This is a genomic window from Kitasatospora sp. NPDC059462, assembly GCF_042749955.1.
Lineage (GTDB): Bacteria > Actinomycetota > Actinomycetes > Streptomycetales > Streptomycetaceae > Kitasatospora.
The window spans coordinates 22,822-33,994 of sequence record NZ_JBHYUU010000083.1; the positions used below are offsets into that span (position 1 = coordinate 22,822).

Sequence of the window (11,173 nt, forward strand, 5' to 3'; positions counted from 1 at the left end):
CCTGCCGCGCCGGCCGACCGGCGTGACCTGACGACACACCCGAGACCCACCACCGCGGGGACGCGGTGCGGCCGCCCGTGCGCGCCCACCGCTGCCGTCCGCGACCCCTGAGCGACCTCCGCACCGCCCGCACACCGCACCCCTAAGTGAGTACTTCCATGCCACAAACCGACGCCCAGTCCGCCCTCCAGCCCGATCCGAGGCGCTGGAAGGCCCTGATATTCATCGGCCTCGCGCAGCTGATGGTCGTCCTCGACGCCACCATCGTGAACATCGCGCTGCCGTCCGCCCAGCAGGACCTCGGCATCACCGACGGCAACCGCCAGTGGGTGATCACCGCGTACGCCCTGGCCTTCGGCGGCCTGCTGCTCTTCGGCGGCCGGGTGGCCGACCTGTGGGGGCGCAAGCGTGCCTTCGTGGTCGGCCTGACGGGCTTCGCCCTGGCCTCCGCGCTGGGCGGCGCCGCCGTCAACACCACGATGCTGCTCGGCGCCCGCGCCCTCCAGGGCGTCTTCGGCGCGCTGCTGGCGCCCGCCGCGCTGTCGCTGCTGGCCGTGATGTTCACCGAGGCCAAGGAGCGCGCCAAGGCGTTCGGCATCTACGGCGCGATCGCCGGCGGCGGCGGCGCGATCGGCCTGATCCTCGGCGGCCTGCTCACCGAGTACATGAACTGGCGCTGGACCTTCTTCGTCAACATCCCGTTCGCCGTGGTCGCCGCCGCCGGCGCCGTCCTGGTGATCCGCGAGCCGGCCGTGGGCCGCAACCGCAACCGCCTCGACGTCCCCGGGGTGCTGCTGGTCACCACCGGTCTGGTCGCCCTGGTCTACGGCTTCACCCGGGCCGAGTCGGACGGCTGGAGCTCGGGCGTGACGATCGGCCTGTTCGTCGCCGCCGCCGTGCTGCTGGCCGCGTTCGTCGCGGTCGAGCGGCGGGTCAAGGCGCCGCTGCTGCCGCTGCGCGTCGTGCTGGACCGCAACCGCGGCGGGGTCTACCTGTCGCTGGGCCTGGCCGTGATCGGCATGTTCGGCCTGTTCCTGTTCCTGACCTACTACCTGCAGATCGTGCTCGACTACAGCCCGGTGCTGACCGGCGTGGCCTTCCTGCCCATGGTGGCGGGCATGATCACCGGCTCGACCCAGATCGGCGCCCGGCTGATGACCCGCGTCCCGGCGCGGTTCCTGATGGCGCCCGGCTTCCTGGTCGCCTCGCTCGGCCTGCTGATCCTGACCCAGATCGACCTGGACAGCTCCTACCCGGCGCTGATCCTGCCCGGTCTGGTCCTGATGGGCCTCGGCATGGGCACCGCGTTCATGCCCGCGATGAGCCTGGCCACGCACGGCGTCCAGCCGCGCGACGCGGGCGTGGCGTCCGCCATGGTCAACACCTCCCAGCAGGTCGGCGGCGCCATCGGCACCGCGCTGCTGAACACCATCGCGGCGAGCGCCACCACCACCTGGCTGGCGGCCCACGCGGCGAGCGCCACCACCCCGGACGCCGCCCGGGCGGTGCAGTTCCAGGGCATGGTGGAGGGCTTCTCCACCGCGATCTGGTGGTCCTTCGGCATCCTGGTCCTGGCGGGCGTGATCGCCTTCACCCTGATCAACGCCGGCCGCCCCGGCTCCGGCGGTGCCGGCGAGGGCGCCGACCCGGACGCGGCGGAGGCCAACGAGGTGCCGGTGCTCGTGCACTGACCCCCGCGGGGTTCGCGACGGTGCGACGCGGCCCGTCCGGTGTCCTGAGGACACCGGACGGGCCGTTCGCCGTTTCCGGGCACCCCGGTGGAAGTGGGGAGTGGTCCCCGATTATTCTGGTCGGACTTCGAAACGGGGACAACTCCCCGCTTCACTCCGACCGAGGTGCGTGGACATGACCCGGAATCAGGGAAGCGGTGGCGGACGCGGACAGCGCGCTGCCGACTGGACCGACGGCCGGCTGGGGATCTACACCCTGGCCCGGGCCAACCTGCGGAAGATCTTCCCGGACCACTGGTCCTTCATGCTGGGCGAGATCTGCCTCTACAGCTTCGTGATCATCATCCTGACCGGTGTCTGGCTGACGCTGTTCTTCAAGCCGAGCATGGGCGAGATCGTCTACGACGGCTCGTACGTGCCGCTCAAGGGCGTGCCGATGTCGGAGGCCTACGCCTCGACGGTCGCCATCAGTTTCGAGGTGCGCGGCGGTCTGCTGATCCGGCAGATCCACCACTGGGCGGCGATCGTCTTCATCGCGGCGATGTTCGTGCACATGATGCGGGTCTTCTTCACCGGCGCGTTCCGCAAGCCGCGCGAGATCAACTGGGTGTTCGGCTTCCTGCTGCTCTTCCTCGGCATGCTGGACGGCTTCTTCGGCTACTCGCTGCCGGACGACCTGCTCTCCGGCACCGGCATCCGCTTCGTCGAGGGCGCGATCCTGGCCGTCCCGCTGGTGGGCACCTACGTCCAGATGTTCCTGTTCGGCGGCGAGTTCCCGGGCACCGACATCGTGCCGCGGTTCTTCACCGTCCACGTGCTGCTGATCCCGGGCATCATGCTGGGCCTGCTGGTCGCCCACCTGATCCTGGTGTTCCACCACAAGCACACCCAGTGGGCCGGGCCGGGGAGGACCGAGAAGAACGTCGTCGGCATGCCGCTGATGCCGGTCTACCTGGCCAAGGCGGGCGGCTTCTTCTTCCTGGTGTCCGGCCTCATCGCCGCCGTCTCGGCGATCGCCACGATCAACCCGATCTGGGCGTACGGCCCCTACCGCCCGGACCAGGTGTCCACCGACGCCCAGCCCGACTGGTACATGGGCTTCGCCGAAGGGCTCGTCCGGGTGATGCCCGGCTGGGAGGTCGGTCTGTGGGGCCACACCCTCAACCTCGGCGTGCTGATCCCGTTCTCGCTCTTCCCCCTGATCCTCGGCGCGATCGCCGTCCACCCCTTCGTGGAGGGCTGGGCGACGAACGACCGCCGTGAGCGCCACCTGCTCGACCGCCCGCGCAACGCCCCGGTCCGCACCGCGCTCGGCGCGGCCTGGATCTCGCTCTACCTGGTGACGCTGGCCGGCGGCGGGAACGACCTCGTCGCCACCCACCTGCACCTGTCGCTCAACTCCATCACCTACGCCGTCCGGGTGGGATTCTTCGTCGTCCCGGTGGCCGTCTTCGTCGTCACCAAGCGCTGGTGCCTGGGCCTCCAGCGCAGGGACCGGGAGAAGGTGCTGCACGGCCGGGAGACCGGCGTCGTCGAGCGGCTTCCGCACGGCGAGTACGTGGAGGTGCACGCCCCGCTCGCGCCCGCCGAACTGCACCGGCTCACCTCGCACGAGCAGCCGCGTGCCCTCGAACTGCCCGCCCCCGTGGACGACAATGGAGTGGCCCACCCGGCCGGGGTCCTTGACCGCGCCCGTGCGAGGCTGTCCCGTGGGCTCCACGGCGAGGGCGCCCGGATCCCCCGGCCCACCGCCGAGGAGTTCCACCGGGCCGCCGCGCACCACCCGCCCGTCGGGCCGCCCGCCGTCGCCGAGCCCCGCGTCACCGAGCACCGCGTCACCGAGTCCCGCGTCACCGAGCACCAGGAGACCGGCGGCGGGCACGGCCACTGAGGCCGCGCCGCCCGCGACCACCCGCCGAACCGGAGAGGGAGGACACCGTGCACGACCGTACCGACCAGCTGGCCGACAGCAGATACCTCCTGCTCACCACCTTCGGCGAGGACGGACGCCGGATCCGCTCGCAGAGCTGGGTGATCGCCGACGGCACCGCCCTCGGCATCTGGACGCCCGCCCACTCCGGCGAGGCCGAGCGGATCCGCCGCCACCCCAAGGTCCTGGTCGGCCCGTGCGACGCGCACGGGCGCCCGACCGGGCGTCAGCTCCCGGCCCGCGCCGCCGTCTGCGACGCGGACGCCACCGCCCGCTACCGCACCTCGCTGATCAACAAGTACGGGCTGACGGCGTTCCTGGCGCTGGCCCGCAGCCGGATGCGGCTCGGGCTGGCCGGGACGGTCGGCATCCGGATCACGCTCAACGAACTGGAGCAGCGGCTGGTCGGGCCGGAGTGGCAGGTGCCGACCACGTACTGCCCGAACTGAGGGCCGGGCGGGCGGGCGTCAGGCCGGCCCGTCGTCCGGCGCGCGGGCCAGGTCCCCCGGCTCGCAGGCCTCCCGGCCGGTGCCGGCGTGCACCACCTTGACCGCACGGCCCGGCCCGCCCGGCACCACCCGCTGCTCGCGGCCGCAGCGCGGGCAGATCAGCGGAATGCGCGAGCGGTGCGCGGCCGGGCCCGCGGTGCCGTCCGGTTGCGTCACGACAGCGGGTGGGTCGGGACCGGGCTGACCTCCTGGATCTCGCCGTGGGCCTTGGTGAGCAGCTGCGAGGCGAGGTCGTTGAGCGCCCGCGCGGCCGCGATCTCCTCGCCGACCCTCAGCTGTTCCGGGTCGGACGGGTGGCGGCTCGTGTACCCGTGGGCGCGCAGCTCCGTGCCGTCACCCAGCCGCAACAGGGCGGCGGCGGCCGTCCGCGGCCCCTCCTCGCGGAATTCCATCTCGATGTGCCAACCGACAAGAGTCTGCATGGCGGATCACCTCCGGCGGTCGCTTCTCGTCCGGCTACCCCTCCAGAGTGCGCCGCACCTCCGGTGAACACCAGAGCAGGGGTTTTGAACACGCTCAATCCCAGCGCCTCGCCCTGCCCCCGCCGGAGCAGGAAGTCGGCCGGGCCGACTTTCCACCCCCACCCACCAGCCGGCACCACCAGACACCCGACCGCCCCACCCGCACGGCGCGCCCGGCGGAGCAGGAAGTCGAACCGGCCGACTTCCCACTCCCCACGCCAACCAGCCCCGCCGGAGGCGGCGGGCGGCTCACACCGCGCATTCGACGGCAGCGTGGCGTGGGAAGTCGGACGGGCCGACTTTCTGCTCCGCGGCGGGTGGGGGGTCAGGTGGTGGGGATGGTGAGGAGGAGGGTGCCGGTGTCGAGGGTGCGGATCTCGAAGTGGGTGATGGTGGTGGGCGGGTAGGCGGTGCCGCCGGTGGTGCGGAGGGGGGTGGTGGGGGCGTAGCCGGTGGCGGGGACGTTCCAGGTGGTCACGGTCTGGTGGCCGCCGGTGGCGGAGACCGCGACCAGGTCGCAGGTCAGCGGCCCCTGGACGCCGGAGAGTTCGAGGGTGACCCGGCTGCCCCAGGGGGCGGGGTCGACGCCGACCACGGCGTGGGTCCCGGTGGCCGCGTCCGTCGCGGTGAAGCGGTGGGCGGCCGCGGTGGCGACCACGCCGGGCGTGGAGTCGGCGGTGATCACGGCGGCGGTCACCGCGGGGCCGGCGATCGTCAGCGCGGCCGCCGCGGCGACCAGCACCAGGCGCCGCACGCGCCCGCGGCGGCGGCTCTCCCGGACCTGCCCGACCAGCCGGTCGAGCAGCGCCGGGTCCGGCCGGGGGGTGGGGTCGGCCGGGTCGGCGGCGGCCGCGTACTCACCGAGCAGCGCCTCGACCGGGCGGAGTTCGGCGAGCTGCCCGGCGCACTGCGGGCAGCCGGCGGCCAGGTGGGCGTCGAAGGCGGCGCGTTCGGCCGGGTCGAGGACGCCGAGGACGTAGGCGCCGACGTCGAGGTGCACGGCCCGCGCGGGATCGGGTTCGGACGGTGTCACGATGTCACTCCCCGTTCCTCCAGCGCGAGCCTGAGCGCGCGCAGCGCGTAGTACGCCCGCGAGCGCACGGTACCCGCCGGGATGCCGAGTTCGGCGGCCGCCTCGGTGGCGGTGCGGCCCTTGAAGTAGGTCTCGACGATGACCTCGCGGTGCGCGGCGGAGAGGTCGCCCAGCGCGTCGGCGACCGTCATCATCCGCAGCGCGCGGTCGAGTTCGTCCTCGGCCGGCAGCAACTCCAGCGGCCCGGCGTCCACTTCGCGCGGGCGGGCGCGTTCGGCGCGGTGCTCGTCGATGACGATCCGGCGGGCGACGGTGGCGAGCCAGGGCCGCAGCGACCCGGCCGCCGGGTCCAGCCGGTGGAGGTTGCGCCAGGCGCGCAGCAGCGTCTCCTGCACGACGTCCTCGGCGCGCTGGCGGTCGCCGGCGACGAGGTGGAGGACGAAGCCGAACAGCGGCCCGGCGTGCTCGCGGTAGAGCGCGCGCATCAGGTCCTCGTCCGGGGCCGGCGCGCCCCGGACGGCCGGGCGGCCGTCACCGGGAGGCTCCTCGGTCACCCTCACATCCTCGCGCACACGGACCTCCGGGTCGAGCGTCGTCACGGGCCGGACGGCCGGCTCAGTAGCCGGTCCCACCGGAGCCGCCGGAGCCGCTCGCACCGGCCCGGTCACCGGTGGGGGTCACCGCGAACCAGATGCCCTGCACGCCCTGGCCCTTGGTGTCGCCGGGCTTCTCGTCGGGCGTGTAGCGGTAGAGCGGCCGGCCAGCGAGGGTGAGCTGCTTGCTGCCGTCGGCGCGGGTGACGGTGCCGACCAGCTTGGGGTCGACGCCGCTGACGGAGGCCGTCGTGCCGGTGGCCGGGACGGGCGGCCAGAGGGCCGCGCAGCCGCCGTTGCAGGTGGCGGTGGGCGGGTCGGTGCTGTCGTGGTCGAAGCGGTAGAGGGTGTACCCGGCGCTGTCGGTGACGATGGTGCCGAGGTGCGGGTCGTCGGTGGTCCTCAGGACGGCTGCGGACATGCCGGGCGAGGCCGGGGCGCTGGGCGCGGCGGGCGGTTTGGCGGGCGACGAGCCGCTGTAGGACGAGCCGCAGCCCGTCACCAGGGCCGCCGCGGCCAGCCCGGCGGCGGCGAGCACGGCGAGCCGTCCGCGGGAGTGAACGGGAGGGCGCCGGGCTCCGTCGGTGTGATCATCGGTCGTGCCGTCGGTGCGGCGGGTGGTGCGCATGGTGACCGCTCCCCGGTCGGTGCGGGTGCACGTCGGTGCCGGACACCCTCCGGTACGGACGGGGGCGGCCGTCCGCTCAACGGACGGCACGGTAGGGTCCGCGGAATAGCGCGCGGGCAGCAGCCGTTGTCGGGGGCACATGGCCTAGACCGCCACCACCGGAAGGGCAGGAATCGCGACATGAGCAGCACGGTCGAGCTGACCAAGGAGAACTTCGACGAGATCGTCCCCGGCGCGGACGGCGAGGGTTTCGTCTTCATCGACTTCTGGGCGGCCTGGTGCGGCCCCTGCCGCCAGTTCGCGCCGGTCTTCGAGAAGGCCGCCGAACGCCACCCCGACCTGGTCTTCGCCAAGGTGGACACCGAGGCGCAGCAGGACCTGGCCGCGGCCTTCGGGATCCAGTCGATCCCCACGCTCGCGATCATCCGCGACGGCGTGCTGGTCTTCTCCCAGGCGGGCGCGCTGCCCGAGCCGGTGTTCGAGGACCTGATCGGCCAGGCCCGCAAGCTGGACATGGCCGAGGTGAAGCGGAAGGTGGCGGCAGAGCAGGACGGCGGCCCGAAGGCCTGACCTCCGGCCCTCGCACGGCCCGTTCGTCACGGCGAGCCCCCGGGGTGGTACGGCCACCCCCGGGGGCTCGCCGCCATGTCTCCGGGAAGGTGCGTCGGACCGCCGCGCTCAGTCCTCGCCCGCCCCGCTCCAGGCGGTGAGGCGGACGGCGAGGGCGCGCAGTTCGTCCCGCAGGGCGTCCGGGCTCCGGACGGTGAAGGGCCAGCCGAGGCCGGCCAGCATCACGGCCATGCCGTCGAGCCGCTCGGCCCGCGCGCGGAACAGGACGCGGCCGTCCCCGGTCGCGGTGACCGTGCCCGCGGTGGGCGGGATGCGGTGGCGGGCCTCGTCGAGCGTGGTGGTGAGCACCACCTCGACCTCGTGCGTCCAGGGCACCGCGGCGAGCGACTCCAGCACCCGCTGCACCGGGTCGATCCCGGCCGGCGGCTCGAAGCCGTCCTCGCGCGGCTCGACCGAGCGGATCCGGTCGACCCGGAAGGTCCGCTGCTCCCCGCTGTGGTGGTCCAGTCCCGTGGTGTACCAGCGCCCCGAGTGGAAGACCAGCCCGTACGGGTCGAACGCGCGCTCGCTGGGCGCGCCCGCCCGGTCCCGGTAGTCGAGCCGGACGCGGCGCCGGCGGCGGGCCGCCTCGGCGAGCGCGAAGAGGGCGGTGGCGGCCGGGCTGGGACCGGTGGCGGGCGCGCCGGTCAGCCCGAGGGTCTGCTCGACGGCCGCGACCTGCTCGCGCAGCTGCGGCGGCAGCACCCGCTGGATCTTGGCGAGCGCCGACTCCCCGGCCTGCTCCCCCACCGACAGCCCGGAGCGCCGGCCGGCCAGCAGCCCGAGCACCACGGAGGCGGCCTCGTCGCCGGTGAGCATCAGCGGCGGCAGCCGGAACCCCGGCATCAGCCGGTACCCGCCGTAGCGGCCCCGCTCGGCGCGCACGGGGATGCCGAGCTCGGCGAGCCTGGCCGCGTAGCGCCGCACGGTGCGGACGTCGACCTCCAGCCGGGCGGCGAGTTCGGCGCCGGTGAGACCGGGGCGGGCCTGGAGCAGTTCGAGCAGGGCGAGGATGCGGCTGACCGGGTGTTCCACGGGTCCTGCGCTCCTCGGGCCTGCTGCGGTTCGCCCGGCCGGTGGCCGGTCCGCCGGCCGGCCGATCGGGCACGCCGGCCGGCCGATCGGCGGACCCGCCGACGATCCGGTTAATCCGGTCGAGTTCTGTCCGGATGTGATTCTAGGGTCGGAGTCGACGACGGGCAGCCGGGAGACCTCCCGCTGCCCCGACGGCGGCCGCGCGGCCCGGCACCATCAGGACCAACAGGAGAGGACCGTTCCCCATGAGCACCTTCGTACTCGTCCCCGGCTTCTGGCTCGGCGGCTGGGCCTGGGACGCGGTGGCCGAACCGCTGCGCGCCGCCGGCCACGTCGTGCACGCGGTGACCCCGCCCGGGCTCGCCGAACGGGCCGGCGAGGCCTCGCCGGAGACCGGGGCGCAGGCCCACATCGACGACCTGACCGACCTGCTGGTCCGCGAGGACCTCCGGGACGTCGTCCTGGTCGCGCACAGCGGCGGCACCATCGCCGTGAGCGGCGCGGCCGACCGGGTCCCGGAGCGGATCCGCCGGGTGGTCTGGGTCGACTCCGGCCCGATGGCCGACGGCGTCGCGCTCGCCGAGCTCTGGGACCCCGCCTACCGCGCCGCGCTGGAGGCCTCCCTGGTCGACGGCCGGCGGCTGCCGCTGCCCTCCTGGGAGGTGCTGGCCTCGGGCGGCGCCGACACGGCGGGGATCGACGAGGAGGGCCTCGCCCGGTTCCGCGCGCGGGCGACCGACCAGCCCGCCCGCACGTTCACCGAGCCGGTGCGGCTGGCCGACGGGGCGGCGAAGCTGCCGAAGGCCCTGGTCTCGTGCTCGATCCCGCTGGCGCAGGTCCGGGAGATGATCGCCGCCGGGCACCCGTACTTCGCGGCGCTCGGCGGGCCGGAGTGGGAGCTGCGCGAAATCCCGACCGGCCACTGGCCGATGTTCTCCCGGCCGGCCGAAACGGCGGCGGTGCTGGCCGAGTTGGCCGGGATCGAGTAGGGCGCTCCCGGCCCGGCCGCGCGGGCGGGGCGCCGGCGCCGGCGCGCCGAGCGGCGCCTCGCCCGCGTGTTCGGCTGCGCCGGGCGGGCGGGGCGTCGCAGGATGGGCACGGCACCACGGCACACCCGCGAGAGCACGGAGGAAGCACGGATGACCTCTTCCCAGTCCACCGCCCCCGAGGAGTACGACGTCATCGTGATCGGCGCCGGTCCGACCGGCGAGAACGTCGCCGACCGGACGGCCGCCGCCGGTCTGCGCACGGTGATCGTGGAGAGCGAACTGGTCGGCGGCGAGTGCTCGTACTGGGCCTGCATGCCGAGCAAGGCGCTGCTGCGCCCGGTGGCCGCGCTGGCCGACGCCCGCGCGGTGGCCGGCTCCCGGGAGGCGGTCGGCGGCGGCGTCCTGGACCCGGCCGCGGTGCTCGCGCGGCGCGACTCGTTCACCTCGCACTGGCAGGACGACGGCCAGGTGCAGTGGCTCCGCGACACCGGGATCGACCTGGTCCGCGGCCACGGCCGGCTGGCCGGCGAGCGGCAGGTGACGGTCGAGGCGGAGGACGGCAGCGAGCGGCTGCTGGTGGCCCGGCACGCGGTGGCGATCTGCACCGGCAGCCGCCCGGTGCTGCCGCAGGGCGTGCCTGGACTGGCCGGCGCGAGGCCGTGGACCAACCGGGAGGCGACCGGCTCGCCGACCGTCCCCCGGCGGCTGGCCGTGGTCGGCGGCGGCGTGGTCGGCGTGGAGCTGGCCACCGCCTGGCGGGCGCTCGGCTCGGAGGTGACGCTGCTGGTCCGCGGGAGCGGGCTGCTGCCGCGGATGGAGCCGTTCGCCGGCGAGCTGGTCGCGGACGGCCTGCGGGCGGCCGGGGTGGACGTCCGGTTCGGGACCGAGGTCGCCTCCCTGGAGCGCCGGGCGGCGGGGGCGGACGGCGGGCCCCGGGAGGTCACGCTGGTGCTCGGCGACGGCGGGCGGCTGACCGCCGACGAGGTGCTGTACGCCACCGGGCGCGCCCCGCGCACCGCGGACGTCGGCCTGGAGCAGGTCGGCCTGCACCCCGGCGGCTGGCTGGACGTGGACGACAGCTGCACCGTGCTCGGGGTCGACGGCGGCTGGCTGTACGCGGCCGGGGACGTCAACCACCGGGCGCTGCTGACCCATCAGGGCAAGTACCAGGCGCGGATCACCGGCGCGGCGATCGTCGCGCGCGCCGAGGGGCGCTCGCTGGACACCACGCGCTGGGGCGCGCACGCCGCGTCCGCCGACAGCGCGGGCGCGCCGCAGGTGGTCTTCACCACCCCGGAGGTCGCGGCCGTCGGTCTGACCCTGGACGCCGCCGAGCGGGCCGGGCTGCGGGTCAAGGCGATCGACCACGACCTCGGCGCGGTCGCCGGTGCCTCGCTGTACGGCGACGACTACGAGGGCCGGGCCAGGGCGGTCTTCGACCTGGACCGGGAGGTGCTGGTGGGCGTGACGTTCGTCGGCCCCGGCGTCTCCGAACTGCTGCACTCGGCGACCGTCGCGGTGGTCGGCGAGGTGCCGATCGACCGGCTCTGGCACGCGGTGCCCGCCTACCCGACGATCAGCGAGGTCTGGCTGCGGCTGCTGGAGGGCTGCCGGGGCTGAGCCCGCCGCCCCCGCCCCCGCCCGCGGGGCCGCCCCCGGGTTTAGGGGGCCGGGCCCGGGGCCCGGGCCCCCGCC

The 11,173-nt window shown here is 74.7% G+C and carries 12 protein-coding genes; 6 read left to right on the forward strand and 6 right to left on the reverse strand.

Annotated elements, in window-relative coordinates; all coding sequences use genetic code 11:
- Positions 1–158: 158 nt before the first annotated feature.
- The 3 genes from ACFXAM_RS21050 to ACFXAM_RS21060 all read left to right on the forward strand — a co-directional run bounded on the left by ACFXAM_RS21050 (position 159) and on the right by ACFXAM_RS21060 (position 4,070).
- Positions 159–1,691: an MFS transporter gene (locus tag ACFXAM_RS21050; protein ID WP_380293378.1), complete on the forward strand. Its 1,533-nt coding sequence runs from the start codon at positions 159–161 to the stop codon at positions 1,689–1,691.
- A 175-nt stretch (positions 1,692–1,866) separates the two neighbouring features.
- Positions 1,867–3,582: a cytochrome bc complex cytochrome b subunit gene (locus ACFXAM_RS21055; protein ID WP_380293380.1), complete on the forward strand. Its 1,716-nt coding sequence runs from the start codon at positions 1,867–1,869 to the stop codon at positions 3,580–3,582.
- Between the two features lie 47 nt (positions 3,583–3,629).
- Complete coding sequence (locus ACFXAM_RS21060; protein ID WP_380293382.1) at positions 3,630–4,070, forward strand: PPOX class F420-dependent oxidoreductase; 441 nt, start codon at positions 3,630–3,632, stop codon at positions 4,068–4,070.
- A gap of 18 nt (positions 4,071–4,088) precedes the next feature.
- Here the strand turns inward: ACFXAM_RS21060 and ACFXAM_RS21065 are convergent, their stop codons facing one another.
- The 5 genes from ACFXAM_RS21065 to ACFXAM_RS21085 all read right to left on the reverse strand — a co-directional run bounded on the left by ACFXAM_RS21065 (position 4,089) and on the right by ACFXAM_RS21085 (position 6,845).
- Positions 4,089–4,286, reverse strand: a complete 198-nt coding sequence (locus ACFXAM_RS21065) for a hypothetical protein (protein ID WP_380293384.1) — start codon at positions 4,284–4,286, stop codon at positions 4,089–4,091.
- On the reverse strand, positions 4,283–4,552 hold the full coding sequence (locus ACFXAM_RS21070) for a DUF1876 domain-containing protein (RefSeq protein WP_350545708.1): 270 nt from the start codon (positions 4,550–4,552) through the stop codon (positions 4,283–4,285). The genes ACFXAM_RS21065 and ACFXAM_RS21070 overlap by 4 nt, the downstream gene beginning before the upstream one ends.
- A 364-nt stretch (positions 4,553–4,916) precedes the next feature.
- A complete protein-coding gene (locus ACFXAM_RS21075) occupies positions 4,917–5,624 on the reverse strand; it encodes an anti-sigma factor family protein (RefSeq protein WP_380293386.1) in 708 nt (235 codons plus the stop codon).
- Entirely contained in the window at positions 5,621–6,178 is a 558-nt protein-coding gene (locus ACFXAM_RS21080) for a sigma-70 family RNA polymerase sigma factor (RefSeq protein ID WP_380293388.1), read from the reverse strand. Before ACFXAM_RS21080 ends, ACFXAM_RS21075 begins: the two co-directional genes overlap by 4 nt.
- Positions 6,179–6,239: 61 nt before the next feature.
- A complete protein-coding gene (locus tag ACFXAM_RS21085) occupies positions 6,240–6,845 on the reverse strand; it encodes a hypothetical protein (RefSeq protein WP_380293390.1) in 606 nt (201 codons plus the stop codon).
- A 180-nt stretch (positions 6,846–7,025) separates the two neighbouring features.
- Here ACFXAM_RS21085 and trxA point away from each other — a divergent pair, with 180 nt between their 5' ends.
- Positions 7,026–7,415 (forward strand): thioredoxin, encoded by a 390-nt coding sequence (trxA, locus tag ACFXAM_RS21090; protein ID WP_380293392.1) that lies wholly within the window; start codon positions 7,026–7,028, stop codon positions 7,413–7,415.
- Between the two features lie 108 nt (positions 7,416–7,523).
- On the opposite strand, the gene ACFXAM_RS21095 is transcribed toward trxA, so the two are convergent.
- A complete protein-coding gene (locus tag ACFXAM_RS21095; protein WP_380293393.1) occupies positions 7,524–8,489 on the reverse strand; it encodes a helix-turn-helix transcriptional regulator in 966 nt (321 codons plus the stop codon).
- Between the two features lie 245 nt (positions 8,490–8,734).
- Between ACFXAM_RS21095 and ACFXAM_RS21100 the strand changes: the two genes are divergently transcribed.
- Together ACFXAM_RS21100 and ACFXAM_RS21105 are read left to right on the forward strand one after the other, a co-directional pair.
- Complete coding sequence (locus ACFXAM_RS21100) at positions 8,735–9,478, forward strand: alpha/beta fold hydrolase (RefSeq protein ID WP_380293395.1); 744 nt, start codon at positions 8,735–8,737, stop codon at positions 9,476–9,478.
- Between the two features lie 150 nt (positions 9,479–9,628).
- Positions 9,629–11,098, forward strand: a complete 1,470-nt coding sequence (locus tag ACFXAM_RS21105) for a dihydrolipoyl dehydrogenase family protein (RefSeq protein ID WP_380293397.1) — start codon at positions 9,629–9,631, stop codon at positions 11,096–11,098.
- The last annotated feature ends 75 nt before the right edge of the window (positions 11,099–11,173 follow it).